Here is a 15,473-nt window from a genome sequence, read left to right on the forward strand (position 1 = left end):
GCGTCCCGTTCGTGGCCCAGCAGCTCGCCGGCGCCACCGGCCCGATCGTGGCCGTCACCGACTACATGAAGGCCGTCCCGGACCAGATCCGCCAGTTCCTGCCACACCAGTTCGCCTCGCTCGGCGCCGACGGCTTCGGCTTCTCCGACACCCGAGCCGCAGCCCGCCGCTTCTTCAAGAACGACACCCACTCCATTGTGGTGAAGACCCTGCAGCTGCTGGCCTCGCGTGGGGAGGTCGACGGCGGCGTGCCCGCCTACGCGATGGACCGCTACAAGCTCCTGGACGTCAACGCCGGGACCACCGGCGGAGCGGGAGGCGATGCCTGACCCGCGGCGTCCGGGGCGTTAGGGTGGGCAGATGAGCGACCGCGGAGCCCTGAGCCCGAGCCCGACTCCAGGCACGACGGCGGTGCTGCTGGCCGCGGGCGCCGGAACCCGGCTGGGCCGCGGGCCCAAGGCGCTGCTCCCGTTCCGCGGCCGCACCCTCGTGGAAGTTGTGGCCGACGTGCTGCTCGCAGGCGGCTGCCGGGAAGTGGTGGTTGTGCTCGGCGCCAACGCGGCAACGGTCCGGGCAGGCACTGACCTCAGCCTGCACCGGGTCATCGAGAACCCGGACTGGGACACCGGAATGGGCAGCTCGTTCCGGCTCGGAGTTGGCGCGGCGACCCCTGGGGACCATGTGCTCATCGCGCTGGTGGACCAGCCGGGGCTGACAGCTGAGACCGTCGCCCGGATGCTGGCCTCCCACCGGCCGGGCCGGGTGACGGCGGCCGCCTACGGCGGGCCGGAGGGTGCGCTGCGCCGTGGACATCCGCTGCTCCTGGATGCCGGCCTGCGCGCTGCAGCCGCGGAATCGGCAACGGGCGACGCCGGGGCACGCTTCTTCCTCCAGGCCCACCCGGAGCTGATCGACCTCGTGGACTGCAGCGACCTCTCCGGCGGCGAGGACCTCGACACCCCCGACCAACTGCACCTCCTCGGCTAGGCCCCAGCCGCCGTCGCCCGCCGCCGTACACCACCCACCACAGCACAGCACAGCACAGCACAGCACAGCACAGCACAGGAAACCACAACGCGGGGTCAGATATGGCCCAAAAAGCGCCCCAACATGGGCCGGATCTGACCCCGCGTTGTGGTTTAGCGGGAGGGGGCGAGCAGCTCTTCCAGCCCAAGCTTGAAACCGGCCCGGCCGCCATGGGCGGGATGCCTGATTTTTGGGACGTCCAGGCCGCTCCGCTGCAGGCTCCGGTGCGCGACGTTGCCCACAGCCGCCACCGTTTCGATGGAGAACTCCTCCGCCAGAGCCTGCCAAAACGGGGTTCCCAGCGCCGCTTCGGCGGCGGTGGGAGTGCGGTTGGACAGCGGCCGACCGGGCACGTGGGTATGCCAGGGGCAGGCACTCCAGAGCAGCGGCAGGAACTCCAGTTCGGCCAGCACCTCCCACATCACCGTGGCCGTCGGTTCGGCCGCGACGCCCGCAGCTTCCGCCGGCAGCACGTATCCCTTGCCCGGCCCGAACAGCCCGAAGCTGTTGGCGGGGCCCTGGAACATCGTGCGGTTGGTAAAGGGAACTCCGGTGATCCCCATGCCCCTGAAGCCGGGGGCTTCCCCCAGCAGCAGCACTTTCGGGGAGCGGTCCAGCATTTCGCGCAGGTAGATCGCCAGGTTCCGCTGGCGCAGGGAATTGCCGGGCACGGTGTGGTCGAAGAAGTTGTTGCACGCCGGCCCTGTTTCCACAGCCGCGAGCCGGTCAATAAAGCCCTCGATGAAAGATGAAGTCATTCGGTGCCCGTTCCTTGGCAGCTCATAGGTCACTCAGACTATCCGGGCCGCTTCGCCGCCGGCACAGGCTGCCGCGCCGCTTTAGCATGGGGACATGACGGACATGACCATCTTCACGGTGGGGCACTCCACGCATCCGATCGACGAGTTCATCGGCATCCTGAAGGCCCACGGCGTCAGGAAGCTGGTCGATGTGCGCACCGTCCCGAAGTCGCGGCACAACCCGCAGTTCAACGCGGATGCCCTGGCGGCGAGCGTGCGGGCCAGCGGGATCACCTACCGGCGGATGGCATCCCTTGGCGGCCTGCGGCACGCCCGAAAGGACAGCCCCAACGGCGCCTGGCGGAACGCGTCGTTCCGGGGCTACGCCGACTATATGCAGACCGGGGAATTTTCCACAGCCATCGCCGAGCTGGTGGCGCGCGGGCGGAGCAACAATCTGGCGATCATGTGCGCGGAGGCCGTCCCGTGGCGTTGCCACCGCTCGCTGATCGGTGACGCGCTCCTGGTCCGGAACGTCGAGGTGCTGGACATCATGACGGAAAAGTCGGCCAGACCCCACACCCTCACCTCCTTCGCACGCGTTGAGGGAGAGCGGGTCTGGTATCCGGGCTAGCGTCCGGCACTCCCACCACAACGCGGGGTCAGATCCGGCCCATGGATCACGTCAACATGGGCCGGATCTGACCCCGCGTTGGTTTGGGGGAGGGGCTACCAGCGGGGGTGGATCGATTCGCGGAAGTAGCGGTCGTAGATTTCGTGGACGCCGACGTCGAACGTTGCGTCGATCCCGCTGACCCCCGCCGCTTCGGCGTTGGCGCGGGCCTGGTCCGGGTTCCGCGCGCCGGGGATCACCGTGCTGACACCGTCCTGCGCCGCGATCCAGGCGATGGCCGCCTGGGCGGTGCTGACGCCGTCGGGCACCAGTTCCTCGAACTCGGCCACCGCTTTGAGGCCCTGCCCGAAATCCACGCCGGAGAAGGTCTCCCCGACGTCGAACGCCGAGCCGGTGCGGTTGTAGTTCCGGTGGTCGTCCGCGGCGAAGGACGTGTCCGCGGTGTACTTGCCGGACAGCAGCCCCGAGGCGAGCGGCACCCGGGCGATGATCCCGACGCCGGCAGCCTGCGCCGCGGGCAGCACCGCGTCCAGCGGCTTGAGCCGGAAGGCGTTGAGGATGATCTGCACGGTGGCCGTGCCTTCGTGGCGCATGGCCTCGAGAGCTTCGTCGGTCCGCTCCACGCTGACGCCGTAGTTCCGGATGGCCCCCTCGGCCACGAGCGTGTCCAGGGCGTCGTAGACTTCGGCGCTGCTGTACACGGCGGTGGGCGGGCAGTGCAGTTGGACCAGGTCCAGCTGCTCGACGCCCAGGTTGCGCCGGGACCGGTCGGTCCACGCGCGGAAGTTGGGGAGGTTGTAGTTCTCCGGCAGCTGCTCCGCCCGGCGGCCCATCTTCGTGGCCACCGTGATGTCCAGGCCCGGGTTGCCGGCCAGGAATGCGCCGATGGCCTGTTCGCTGCGGCCGTCGCCGTAGACGTCCGCGGTGTCGAAGAACGTGACACCGGCGTCCGCGGAGGCGGCCAGGATGGCCTGCGCCTGCGCGGGATCCACATTGCCCCAGTCCGCGCCCAGCTGCCAGGTCCCCAGCCCGACAATGGAGACGTTCCGTCCGGTCTTGCCTAAGATTCGCTGTTCCATCATCCGACTATAGGCCGGAACCCAAACGCGGGGTCAGCTACGGCCCAAGAAACCCTACAACATGGGCCGTACCTGACCCCGCGTTGCTAGTGGCGGGAGGGGGGTGAGGCCGGCTTCCTTCAGGGCCAGGTAGATTTTGTCCCGGGCGATGGGCAGCTCCGCGAACCGGACCCCCGTGGCGTTCCGGATGGCGTTGGCCAGTGCCGGCGCCACCGGGTTGAACGGGCTCTCGCTCATGGATTTCGCCCCCAGCGGGCCCAGCTTGTCGATCGTGTCGGCGAAGTACACCTCGCTGCGCGGCACGTCCGCGAAGGACGGGATGTGGTACTGCCGGAGGATGTCCGTGGTGACCCGCCCGGCGTCGTCCACCCGGACCTCCTCATACAGCGCCGCACCGAGCGCCTGCGCAATGCCGCCCTCGATCTGCCCTCGGCACTGCCGCGGGTTGACCACCACGCCGGCGTCGGCGGCCTGCACACTCTGCAGGATCCGCAACTCCCCCGTCCCGGTGTTCACGGCCACCCGGAAACCGTGGACGTTGAACGCCACCGACCGCGGCGTCCCGCCCCAGTGCCCCTCCGCGGAAAGTTCGACGCCGGCCGCCGCGGCGGCGGCGTGCAGTTCCGCCAGCGGCACCCGGGTTCCCTCGCAGGCGACGGCGTCGTCCTCCAGCACGCACCCGGAGGACTGGACCTGCCGGATGCGTGCGGCGAAGGCACGGATCCGCACGGCCAGTTCCTCGGCCGCGGCCAGGGTGGCTTTCCCGGCCACCACCGTCCCGGCCGAGCCGAACGCGCCGGAATCGTGTTCCACGAGGTCGGTGTCGGACTGCCGGACCGTGATCCGGCCCGCGGTGGTGGACAGCGCAGTGGCGGCGAGCTGGGCATGCACCGTGGTGGTGCCATTGCCGAATTCCGCGGTCCCCACGTCCACCTGGTAGGTCCCGTCGGGCAGAAGCCGGAGCCGGGAGTGCGCGAAGTGGCCGCGCGGCGGGACGGTGGCGATCATGGACAGTGCCGAGCCCTCCCCGGTGACCCAATCCGGGCCGAGGTCGTCGAGTCCGGCGGCCCGGTAGCGTTCCCGGCCGCGCTCCAAGGCGTCCTGCACCAGGCGCGTGCACTGGTCCAGCCCGTAGCTGCCGTAGAGCACGTCCTCTTCCGGGTCCGGGTGGGTGGAGAGCATGTCGTCACCCTCGCGGACCATGTTGCGGCGGCGGAATTCCATCGGGTCCATGCCGATCCCGGCGGCGAGCTCGTCGACGGCGGACTCGATCGCGAAGATCATCTGGCTCAGCCCGTAGCCGCGGAAGGCGCCGGAGGGCACGGTGTGGGTGTAGACCGCGTGCGCGTCGACCTTCTTGTTGGCGCAGTTGTAGACGGCCAGGGATTCGCCGCAGCCGTGAAACATCACTCCCACGGAATGGTTGCCGTAGGCTCCGGCGTTGGTCAGCACGTCCAGCTGCAGGGCGGTCAGCTGGCCCGCCTGGCTGGCGGCGGCCTTGAGCCGGATGGTGAACGGGTGCCGGGTGGTGGAGGCCGTGAACTGCTCGGTGCGGGTGAATTCGAGCTGCACCGGGCGCCGCAGTTTCAGCGCGGCGAGGGCGACGATGTCCTCGGTGAGGACTTCCTGTTTGCCGCCGAAGCCGCCGCCGACCCGTCCCGCCACGACCCGGATCCTGTCCCCCGGCAGGCCGAAGACCCGGCCCAGGGTGCGCCGGACCAGGAAGGGCACCTGGCTGGAGGTGCGGATCTGGAGCCGGCCGCCGCCGTCGATCGAGGCGATGGCGGCGTGGGTCTCCAGTGCAGTGTGCTGCACGCGCTGCGTGCGGTAGGTGCGCTCGTGGATGAAGTCCGCTGCCGCGAAGGCCGCCGCGACGTCGCCGAGTTCGGAGTGCAGCTCGGCCACGACGTTCCGTTCCGGCCGGACGATGCGTGTGGTGGCGGCGTCCTTGTCCCCGTGGACCAGCGGGGCGCCGGGGCGCATCGCGTCCTGCGGCGTGAACACGGCGTCCAGCACCTGGTACTCCACTTTCAGCGCCCGGACGCCGGCTTCCGCCGCGGCGACGGTGTCGGCGGCGACAGCGGCGATCCGCTGCCCGACGAACCGGACGACGTCGTCCAGGACCCGGGTGTCGTCCGGGTCGTCGGTATAGAGCTCGTGCTGCGCGGTGGAAAACAGCTGCGCGGGCGAGTCCTCGTGGGTGAAGACCGCCGCCACGCCGGGAATCCGCAGGGCTTCGGTGGCGTCGATGGACAGCACGCGGGCGTGGGAGTGCGGGGAGCGCAGCAGCTTCAGGTGCAGCAGCCCCGGAAGCTCCGACGCCGGCACGTCCAGGGTGAAGCGCGCCGCGCCGGTTACGATCGCCCGGCCGGCGGGCGCCGGGACGTCGTCGCCGAGCCGGCCGGAACGCGGATCGGGCTGGCCTTCGCCGGTCGTCCCGGACCCCGGCACCGCGGGGTCCGGGTGGCTGGATTCGCCGTACGCGGCCTCGCCGCAGACTGCGTCCGCAATGGCCCGGTAGCCGGTGCAGCGGCACAGGTTCCCCTTGAGGTTCCGCGGCAGGTCCGCCTTCTGCGCCTCGTCGAAGGTGGCCGCCGTCATCACCATACCGGCGGTGCAGAATCCGCATTGGAATCCCTGCCGGTCCAGGAACTGCTGCTGCATCGGATGGAGGGCGCCGGAGGGCGCCGTCGGGTCTGTGTCGCCCCCGCGGGAGGCAGCCCGGTCCGGGGCCGCCGCGCCGGAGGCCGTCCCGATCGTTTCGCTCCCCCCGGAGGCCGTCCCGATCGTTTCGCTCCCCCCGGAGGCTCCGGAGGTGCGGGCAAGCCCCTCGACGGTGGTGACGGCGTGGCCCCCGGCCCGGACGGCCGGGTAGATGCAGCTGTGCACAGGAGTGCCGTCCACGTGGACCGTGCAGGCGCCGCAGTCGCCGCCGTCGCAGCCCTTTTTGACGCCGAAGGTGCCCTGTTCGCGCAGGAAGGTGCGCAGGCACTGGCCGGGACGGGGTTCCGCCTCGGCCGGGACGCCGTTGATTTCGATGGCCCGGTCGGTCCGGTTGGACATGCTCAGGCCCCTTCCTGCTCCGGCATACCCTGCTGTGGCGCAGCCTGCCGTGGCGCAGCCTGCGGTGTAACGGTGTGCCGTGGGCGGGCCGCCGCACCCTGCGGGGGCCAGAAGTCCCCGGACACGCGGACCGGCGGGACCCCGGCCGGGGATGCCAGTTCGTCCCTGATTTCCTCCGCCAGCCGGTAGGTCATGTCCTTCCGCCAGGCGGGCAGGCCGTGGATGTCATCGTGGTAGAGCCCGTCCGGAATGGCGGCGTCTAGGGCTTCGACCAGGGCCGCCTGCGACGTCGCGGCGCCGTCCGGCGCGGCGAAGCGCAGCTGCACGGGGCGTGTGGTGGCAGCGGTGACCGTCAGGACCAGGCTGCCGTCGGCGTCGAGCCTGCCGATCAGCAGCACCCCCGACCGGCCCAGGTTGCTGAGCGACAGCCGGCGGAAGGCCACCCGGGAGGCAAGGGCCGACGCCGGCAGCTGGATCTTGCGGAGCAGCTCGCCGGGTGCCAGGCAGTTGCGTCCGTCCCCGGTGACGAAGTCCGCGACCGGGACGGTGCGGCTGGCGCCGCCCGGTCCGAGCACCGTGGCCACACCGTCCAGGGCCGCGCAGAGCGAGGTCATGGGTCCGGCCGGCAGGGACGTGCAGAGGTTGCCGCCCACGGTGGACATGTTCCAGACCTTGAACGAGGCCACGAAGGAGTCACAGCAGGGCCGGACCAGCTCCAGGGCGGGCCAGCCGGCCGCGTGCGAGCGGCCGGTGTCACCGGCGGGAAGCGCATAGAGTTCCGCGACGGTGCAGGTGGCCGCGAGCTCGATCCCGGCATCGGACACGGTGACGGCCGGCCAGCCGGTCGAGCCGAGGTCCAGCAGCCGCCTCAGCGGGTCCTTGCCAAAGGCGAAGCTGCCGTAGGAAAACAGCACGGTGCCGCCGGCCAGCCAGGCGTCGCCGGCGCGCCAGTCGGCCGGGTCCTCGGTGCGGACCACGGCCTCGATGGTGTTCATGTCCATGGCATCTCCTGGTTCTGCGGGGTGCGGGCCTGAGGGGTGCGGGCCGGCAGCGTGCGGACCGGCAGTGTGCCGGCCGGAGGGGCGGCGGTACTGCCCTGGCCGGCGCGCTGGTGGATCGGTCCGCTCCCGTGTTTCAGGGACAGCCCGCGGGCGGACCGGGTACGGCTGGCCACCAGTTCCGCGGTGATGGACACCGCCACTTCGGCCGGGGTGACCGCTCCCAGGTCCAGCCCGATCGGCGAATGCAGCCGGGACAGGTCGACGGCAGTGACCCCCGCCGCAAGAAGTAAATCGACACGCTGGACGTGGCTCCGCCGCGATCCCAGGGCCCCGACGTAGGCCAGGTCCAGGCCCAGCGCGGTCTGCAGCAGGGGGATGTCGAACTTGGGATCGTGGGTGAACACGCACACGACGGTCCGGGCATCGACGCGGCCGGCGGCGGCTTCGGCGGCCAGATAGCGGTGCGGCCAGGCGGTGACCACCTGGTCCGCGCCGGCAAAGCGTGACTGGCTTGCGAAGGCGGGCCGGGCGTCGCACAAAGTGACGTGGTAGCCGAGCAGCCGGGCGGCAGGCAGCAGGGCCGCGCCGAAGTCGTTGGCGCCGAACACCAGCATCCGGGCCGCCGGCAGCCGGCTCTCCACCAGCAGGGTGATCGGCCCCGGCCTGGTGCGGGCGTTTTGTGGCACGGCTGTGCCGGCAAGGCAGCCCTCCGGCGTGGCAAGCCGGACCAGCCCGGTCCGGCCGCCGCGAAGCAGGGGCTCCAGCTGGGCAGCGGCCGCCAGCAGCAGCGGATGTTCCCCGTCCCCGGCAACCCCCAGCATTGCGGCCACGGCCCCGGACTGCGCCACCTGGTAGCTGCCCGGGTCCGGGGTGATGACGGCGCCGGCACCTCCCGGGGAGCCGGAACCTGCCCGGGAATGGTCATCCAGCCGGCGGATGAGCGCCAGTCCGGCGGCGGGATCGTGCGCGTCCAGTGCCTGCAGGCTGTCCAGGCGGAGGCCCCCGCCGGCGTCGGGCAGCAGTTCGATGTGGATTTCCGGCTCACCGCCGCAGGTGAGTCCGACGGCGAACGCGTCCTCGGCGCTGTAGCCAAAGAACTCCCGGCGCGGGCCGCCGTCGGCCATCACCTCAAAGGCCGCAGCCACGACGGCGCCCTCGACGCAGCCGCCGGACAGGCTGCCCAGGACGTCGCTGGACTCGGACACCAGCATGGAGGTTCCCACCGGGCGCGGCACGGAACCGCCGGCACCGACAACTGTGGCCACGGCGCAGCGCTCACCGGCGGCTGCCGGCCGCCGGGCTGCCAGCGCGGGCATCAGATCCAGCACGGCTGCACCCCCTTTCCGCGTGCGGCGTTGGTGTGCACATTCTCGTTCGTATCACTGGCCGGGGGAAGCGCCGCCCCGGCCGGGTCCACCGGAAATCCGCTGCGGTTTCGGACTGCCGCGCCCGGGATCCGCGCCGCGATTGTCCGTAAGCGCAGCGAAACCCGCACGCCGGCCACGGGTCCTAGTAGCCGATCCGGGTCTGCAGGCTGTTCCAGGTGTTGAACGGCTGCAGTACAGGAGGCGCTTCCGGGCCGTCAAGCTCCAGCTTGCGCACGGGCAGGACAGCCTCTGGCTGGTTGTTCTCGAAGTACTCGTAAAACACGGCGTCGTCGAACCCGACGGAGGCGGCGTCGTGGCGGTCGGCGGCAAAAATGACGCGGTCCACGCGGGCCCAGAGGGCGGAGGCCAGGCACATGGGGCACGGTTCGCAGCTGGTGTAGAGCGTGGCCCCGCTGAGCTCGAAGGTGCCTAGTTCGGTGCAGGCCCGGCGGATGGCTGTGACCTCGGCATGGGCGGTGGGGTCGTTGGTGGCGGTGACCCGGTTGACGCCGTCGAATGCCTGGCCGTCCGCGGTGACGATGACGGCCCCGAAAGGCCCCCCGCTGTTCAGGACGTTGGCCGTGGCCAGCTCGATGGACCGGGCAAGATGCGTCTGGTCCGTGACGGTGACAGCCATGATGCGACTCCCTTGTGCCTGTGGAAGCCAGTACCCCGTGGCCCAACGTAATGCGTCAGCTGCGTCGGTTACCAGGCTTCAGCGTGTGCGATGAAGGTTCAGTTGCGCCTGGTAGATAGCCCCCGGGTCCCCGGGTGCCCGCCTTTGACACCAGCGAGACTAGCAGCGGATCGAGTGCCGCGCCAGCGTCTTCTGGAAGCATAGTTTCGTGATGTGAAATCCAGATTTCCGAGTCGTCACAATGCACGCCCGGGCAGGTTGGGGCAGGCGGGACCGGGCCCGGAAGCTGCCGGACCTATTGTGGAGCATCCGGGCGCGGCGCTGAAGCTGGCAGCCGGTTGGACCTGGCCGCCCGCAGCCGGTTGACCCAGCGCGAAACCCGTCCGGGCCGGTGCCCACGGTTGGCCGGGAAATAGAAGTCGGGATCGGTGCCGCCGCGGGGCAGATAGAGCTCGTCCACTGCCTGCGGCGGCTCGGTACCCTGCGTGGCGGGCGCTTGCTGTTGCATTTTATGCTCCTTCGTTATTTCACAATACGAAATTCAGTTCTTGTTATACGGAAACGTTAGGGGCATGCCGGAGTCCGGTCAAGGGTCTGCGACCCCGGTCACGCGGCGCCCCGGTCACAATCGGAAAGTTCGGATTGTGATTTACAGCACCGCCGGGCTGAGTTAGCCTTGAAAGTAATTCGTGGCGTAGGTCACGTAACCTGGGAGCAGCAGGCAGGGTTGTAATGAGCTGGCGTCAACTGACGTCGGCTCTTTTTTATGGGCCGGCGGAGAAAGAAACGAACGCGAAACGCGTCCGAAATTTCTATGTGGAAGTTTGACTCCACATACCGGAAGTTGGGAACCCCTCCATGAACAACAAGATCGTCCTCGGACAGAACCAGTACGGTAAAGCCGAAGTTCGCGTCGTCAAGATCACCCGCGACACGGAGCGCCACGAGATCGAAGACCTCAACGTCACCTCGCAGCTCCGCGGCGACTTCGCCGCGGCCCACCTCGAAGGCGACAACAGCCACGTGGTGGCCACGGACACGCAGAAGAACACCATCTACGCCTTCGCCCGGGAGGGCATCGGCTCCCCGGAGGCGTTCCTCCTCCGGCTCGGAGAGCACTTCACCTCAAGCTTCGACTGGGTGAGCGGCGGCCGCTGGGCGGCCGAGTCCTACAGCTGGGACCGCATCCAGGCCCACGGCGCAGCGCACGACCACTCCTTTGTCCGCAACGGCCAGGAAGTCCGGACCGCGGTGCTGGTCCGCGACGGCGCCGAGCAGCACCTCATCTCCGGGCTCAAGGACCTCACCGTCCTCAAATCCACCCAGTCAGGCTTCGTCGGCTACCCGCGGGACAAGTACACCACCCTGCCGGAAACCACTGACCGGATCCTCGCCACCGACGTTTCCGCCCGCTGGCGCTTCAACGCCGGCACGGACTTCAGCTCCCTCGACTTCAACAAGAGCTACGAGGACGTCAAGGCCCTCCTGCTGGAGGGCTTCACCGAGAAGTACTCGCACGCCCTGCAGCAGACCCTGTTCGACATGGGCGCCAAGGTCCTGGAAGCACACAGCGAGATCGACGAAATCAAGTTCTCGATGCCCAACAAGCACCACTTCCTGGTGGACCTCTCACCCTTCGGCCTTGACAACCCCAACGAGGTCTTCTTCGCCGCTGACCGCCCGTACGGCCTGATCGAGGCGACGGTCCAGCGCGAAGACGCCATACCGGCCGAGGCCGCCTGGTCCGGCATCGCCGGCTTCTGCTAGGACCTCCGCCGCCGGTTCCGAGAGCCGCCGGTTCCAGTGCCGCCGCCAGCACGGGCGACGACACTGGAACCGGCAGGCATCACCCCACCAAGCCACATCTGTTAGCCAGACACCGTTAGCCAGACAAAGACGTCTGCCATGAACCAAGAAAGTCTGCCATGAACATGAAAAAGAAGGCTGCTGCCAGCCGACAGCCCGGAAGCCCCATCCCTTCGGCCCGCCGTCCCGAGGACGAAAGGCTCTCCCTTGCCAGCAGCTTCGCGTACGGATTCCAACATGTCCTGACCATGTACGGCGGCATTATTGCGGTCCCCCTGATCGTCGGTCAGGCCGCCGGCCTCTCCCCCTCGGATATCGGGATCCTGATCGCGGCCGCACTCTTTATGGGCGGGCTGGCAACCCTCCTCCAGACCCTGGGCCTTCCGTTCTTCGGATCGCAACTGCCCCTGGTGCAGGGCGTATCGTTCGCCAGCGTGGCAACCATGGTGGCAATTGTCACCGGCGGCGGCGGCCTTCCGGCCGTTTTTGGGGCGGTCATCGTCTCCGCAGCGATCGGGCTCCTCATCGCCCCGGTCTTTTCAAAGATTGTCCGGTTCTTCCCGCCCGTCGTGACCGGTACGGTGATCACCACGATCGGACTGACCCTGATGCCGGTGGCCGCCAACTGGGCCATGGGCGGCAACAAAAAGGCCGACGACTACGGCAGCATGGCGAACATCGGGCTCGCCGGGATCACGCTGGCCCTGGTGCTCGTATTCAGCAAGGTCGGCAGTGCCACCATTTCCCGGCTCTCCATCCTGCTGGCCATGGTGGGCGGAACGATTATCGCCGTCGTGACCGGGATGGCCAACTTCTCCAAAGTCGCGGACGGCCCGATCGTGGCGTTTCCAACGCCGTTCCACCTGGGTATGCCCACCTTCGAAATCGCGGCAATCATCTCCATGGTGATTGTGGTCCTGGTGATCCTGACAGAGACCATGGCCGACATCCTCGCCGTTGGCGAGATTGTCGGAACCAAAGTGGACTCCAAAAGGATCGCCGCAGGCCTGCGGGCCGACATGGGATCCAGCCTGCTGGCGCCCATATTCGGGTCCTTCACCCAGAGCGCGTTCGCCCAGAACGTCGGGCTGGTTGCCGTCACGAAGATCAGGAGCCGCTACGTCGTCGCCGCCGGCGGCGTCATCCTCGTGCTGCTGGGCCTGCTGCCCGTCCTGGGCCGCGTCGTGGCCGCCGTGCCCACGGCGGTTCTCGGCGGAGCAGGCATCGTGCTGTTCGGCACCGTTGCCGCCAGCGGTATCCGCACCCTGGCCAAGGTCGAGTACCGGAACAACATGAACCTGATCATCGTCGCCGCCTCGATCGGCTTCGGCATGATCCCGATCGCGGCCCCGACGTTCTATGACAAGTTCCCGTCCTGGTTCAGCACGATATTCCACTCCGGCATCAGCTCCGCCGCTGTGATGGCGATCGCGCTGAATCTGCTCTTCAACCACATGAAAGCAGGCAATTCGGAGAACCAGTCGGTCTTTGTGGCCGGAACCGGACGGGTCATCCGCGAGGACGACCTGAAGCCGCTGGCCGACGGCGACCGCTTCGAGGGCGGCAAGCTGATCGACTGCGACGGCAAGGAAGTCCCGGTGGAGTCGGCATCGAGCTCCGACCACTGACGGCACCACCACTATGACAGTTGCGGCCCCATTCCCGGGGCGGGAAAGGGGCCGCAGCCGGCCGCGCAGGCCGGGTCGGGACAGCTGCAGCTTAGGTCTTGTTGAGGTCCCGGGAGATCGCCAGGGCCGCCTCGCGCAGCAGCGGCACGGCGCGGTCCGCGAAGGCCTCGTCCACCCGGGACACGGGCCCTGAGACGGAAATCGCCGCAGGGGTCGGCGCATTGGGGATGGCAATGGCGAAGCAGCGGACGCCGACCTCCTGCTCCTCCTCGTCGATGGAGTAGCCGCGGTCCCGGATCAGCTTCAGGTCCGCCAGGAGGGCCTCGACATCGCCGATGCTCTTAGGGGTGGGGGTGGGCATGCCCTTCCGGGCAACGATGCCACGCACGGTCTCGTCGTCCAGCTGGGCAAGAATCGCTTTGCCCATTCCGGTGGCGTGCATGAAGCCGCGGCGACCCACCTCGGTGATCATCCGCATCGAATGCAGCGACGGGACCTGGGCCACATACATGACCATGTCCGAGTCCAGCACGGCCATGTTGGCGGTTTCCCCGAGCCGTTCCACGAGGGACTGGAGCTGCGGACGGGCGAGAGCCCCCAGCTGCTTGTTCGCTGCCTCGCCGAGGCGGATCAGGCGCGGCCCCAGGGCATAGCGGCGGTTCGGCAGCTGCCGGATGTATCCCAGATTGACCAGGGTGCGGAGCAGCCGGTGGATGGTGGGCAGCGGCAGATCGGTGGAGGCCGAAAGCTCGCTGAGGGTGACGTCGCCGCCGGCATCAGTAATCAGTTCCAGAAGTTCGAAAACGCGCTCAACCGACTGCACGCCTCCGGTGGTTTTTTCCGCCATAACTTTGGTCTCCTGAGGGGTTGCTGACGACAACTTTTATCCGCATCGTGAAAAAGAGCTTAGTAGACCTAAGATACCGCACCGCCATCGCACCGTCGACGCAGCCCGCGCAGCCAACATTCGGGGCTTGTATTTCCACAAGGTAGATATTAATATCCATAATACGAAATAACTTGATTGCAACGAAAGCCCGCCCGCGGGCCGACTAGGAGGAAATTCAATGGCGAATCCGAGCCCCGGAAACTCGATCACCCTGCGTGTGGAGGCACCGTCAAGCTTCACCGCCACCAGCGAACTGGCCGCCGCCGTCGGTGCCGCCGGCGCCGCGATCACCGCCCTGGACGTCACCGAGTCCCACCATGAGACCCTCGTCGTCGACGTCACCTGCAACACCACCGATGACGACCACGCCGCACGCGTCAAGGACGCGCTCAACGCGCTCGACGGCGTCACCGTCCGCAACGTCTCCGACCGCACCTTCCTGATGCACCTCGGCGGCAAGCTGGAGGTTGTCCCGAAGGTCGCGCTGCGGAACCGCGATGATCTCTCCCGGGCCTACACCCCCGGCGTGGCGCGGGTCTGCCTGGCCATCGCGGAAAACCCCGAGGCCGCCCGGAACCTGACCATCAAGCGCAACACCATCGCCGTCGTCACCGACGGTTCCGCCGTCCTGGGCCTGGGCAACATCGGCCCGGCCGCCGCCCTGCCGGTCATGGAAGGCAAGGCGGCCCTGTTCAAGCAGTTCGCCAACGTGGACGCCTGGCCGGTCTGCCTGGACACCCAGGACACCGAGGAAATCATCATGATCGTCAAGGCGCTCGCCCCGGTCTACGGCGGCGTCAACCTCGAGGACATCGCCGCACCGCGCTGCTTCGAAATTGAAAACCGCCTCCGTGCGGAATTGGACATCCCGGTCTTCCATGACGACCAGCACGGAACCGCCATCGTCACGCTGGCTGCCCTGGCCAATGCCCTGCGCGTGGTGGACAAGAAGCTCGGCGAGGTCCGGATCGTGGTTTCGGGCGTCGGCGCCGCCGGCTCCGCCATCATCCAGCTGCTCAAGGCGCAGGGCGCCCAGCACATCATTGCCGCCGGCCGCTCGGGTGCCATCCACTCCGGCGGGGAATACAGCGACGAGCACCGCTCCTGGATCGCGGCCAACACCAACGAGGAGGGATTCTCCGGCTCCCTGCATGAGGCGCTCAAGGGGGCCGACGTCTTTGTCGGTGTCAGCGCGCCGCATGTGATCGGCGAAGAGCAGGTGGCATCCATGGCCGAGGACGCTATTGTGTTCGCCATGGCCAACCCCACGCCGGAAATCGACCCGGTCATCGCCTCACGGCACGCAGCTGTGGTGGCCACCGGCCGCAGCGATTTCCCCAACCAGATCAACAACGTCCTGGCCTTCCCCGGGTTCTTCCGCGGGCTGCTGGACGCGGGGGCAGCCGACATCACCCCCGGGATGCTCGTGGCCGCCGCCGAGGCGATCGCGAACCGGGTGGCCGACGATGAGCTCAATGCCAGCTACATCATCCCCAGCGTCTTCGACCCCCATGTTGCCGCCGATGTCGCCGCTGCCGTCGCCGGCGCAGCCCACGCCGCCTCCGCCGTAGCCGCGAAAGCCTGATTCACAGCCTAAGGAAAG

14 protein-coding genes are annotated in these 15,473 nt (G+C 68.5%); 6 read left to right on the plus strand and 8 right to left on the minus strand.

All coding sequences use genetic code 11. The features are described 5' to 3' along the window. The coding region (locus QCD75_RS14980; protein WP_441005496.1) for a transketolase-like TK C-terminal-containing protein at positions 1-329 on the plus strand (329 nt) is incomplete at its 5' end. A 31-nt stretch (positions 330-360) separates the two neighbouring features. Then, entirely contained in the window at positions 361-987 is a 627-nt protein-coding gene (gene nboR / locus QCD75_RS14985) for a nicotine blue oxidoreductase (RefSeq protein WP_301229958.1), read from the plus strand. 152 nt (positions 988-1,139) lie between these two features. Here nboR and QCD75_RS14990 read toward each other — a convergent pair whose 3' ends face one another. Further along, on the minus strand, positions 1,140-1,784 hold the full coding sequence (locus QCD75_RS14990; RefSeq protein ID WP_301229959.1) for a uracil-DNA glycosylase: 645 nt from the start codon (positions 1,782-1,784) through the stop codon (positions 1,140-1,142). A 94-nt stretch (positions 1,785-1,878) separates the two neighbouring features. Here QCD75_RS14990 and QCD75_RS14995 point away from each other — a divergent pair, with 94 nt between their 5' ends. Beyond that, positions 1,879-2,400: a DUF488 domain-containing protein gene (locus QCD75_RS14995; RefSeq protein WP_301229961.1), complete on the plus strand. Its 522-nt coding sequence runs from the start codon at positions 1,879-1,881 to the stop codon at positions 2,398-2,400. Between the two features lie 95 nt (positions 2,401-2,495). Here QCD75_RS14995 and QCD75_RS15000 read toward each other — a convergent pair whose 3' ends face one another. The 6 genes from QCD75_RS15000 to QCD75_RS15025 form a co-directional block, all read right to left on the minus strand. Further along, on the minus strand, positions 2,496-3,479 hold the full coding sequence (locus QCD75_RS15000) for an aldo/keto reductase (protein WP_301229963.1): 984 nt from the start codon (positions 3,477-3,479) through the stop codon (positions 2,496-2,498). A gap of 54 nt (positions 3,480-3,533) precedes the next feature. After that, positions 3,534-6,542, minus strand: coding sequence for a molybdopterin-dependent oxidoreductase (locus QCD75_RS15005; RefSeq protein ID WP_301229965.1), 3,009 nt, complete (start codon positions 6,540-6,542; stop codon positions 3,534-3,536). A 2-nt stretch (positions 6,543-6,544) separates the two neighbouring features. Continuing rightward, a complete protein-coding gene (locus tag QCD75_RS15010) occupies positions 6,545-7,543 on the minus strand; it encodes an FAD binding domain-containing protein (protein ID WP_301229967.1) in 999 nt (332 codons plus the stop codon). After that, on the minus strand, positions 7,534-8,871 hold the full coding sequence (locus tag QCD75_RS15015) for an XdhC family protein (RefSeq protein WP_301229969.1): 1,338 nt from the start codon (positions 8,869-8,871) through the stop codon (positions 7,534-7,536). Before QCD75_RS15015 ends, QCD75_RS15010 begins: the two co-directional genes overlap by 10 nt. A 181-nt stretch (positions 8,872-9,052) precedes the next feature. Then, a complete protein-coding gene (locus QCD75_RS15020) occupies positions 9,053-9,547 on the minus strand; it encodes a nucleoside deaminase (protein WP_301229971.1) in 495 nt (164 codons plus the stop codon). Between the two features lie 295 nt (positions 9,548-9,842). Further along, a complete protein-coding gene (locus QCD75_RS15025) occupies positions 9,843-10,055 on the minus strand; it encodes a hypothetical protein (protein WP_301229973.1) in 213 nt (70 codons plus the stop codon). Between the two features lie 350 nt (positions 10,056-10,405). On the opposite strand from QCD75_RS15025, the gene pucL reads away from it, so the two are divergent. Together pucL and QCD75_RS15035 are read left to right on the plus strand one after the other, a co-directional pair. Further along, on the plus strand, positions 10,406-11,314 hold the full coding sequence (gene pucL / locus QCD75_RS15030) for a factor-independent urate hydroxylase (RefSeq protein WP_301229975.1): 909 nt from the start codon (positions 10,406-10,408) through the stop codon (positions 11,312-11,314). 158 nt (positions 11,315-11,472) lie between these two features. Continuing rightward, entirely contained in the window at positions 11,473-12,981 is a 1,509-nt protein-coding gene (locus QCD75_RS15035; protein WP_301229977.1) for a nucleobase:cation symporter-2 family protein, read from the plus strand. 91 nt (positions 12,982-13,072) lie between these two features. On the opposite strand, the gene QCD75_RS15040 is transcribed toward QCD75_RS15035, so the two are convergent. Continuing rightward, entirely contained in the window at positions 13,073-13,828 is a 756-nt protein-coding gene (locus tag QCD75_RS15040) for an IclR family transcriptional regulator (RefSeq protein WP_301229979.1), read from the minus strand. Positions 13,829-14,048: 220 nt separating this feature from the next. On the opposite strand from QCD75_RS15040, the gene QCD75_RS15045 reads away from it, so the two are divergent. Further along, a complete protein-coding gene (locus tag QCD75_RS15045; protein ID WP_301229981.1) occupies positions 14,049-15,455 on the plus strand; it encodes an NAD-dependent malic enzyme in 1,407 nt (468 codons plus the stop codon). Positions 15,456-15,473 lie beyond the last annotated feature (18 nt).

Source organism: Arthrobacter sp. PsM3, from assembly GCF_030433895.1.
In the GTDB taxonomy this organism is placed as follows: domain Bacteria; phylum Actinomycetota; class Actinomycetes; order Actinomycetales; family Micrococcaceae; genus Arthrobacter.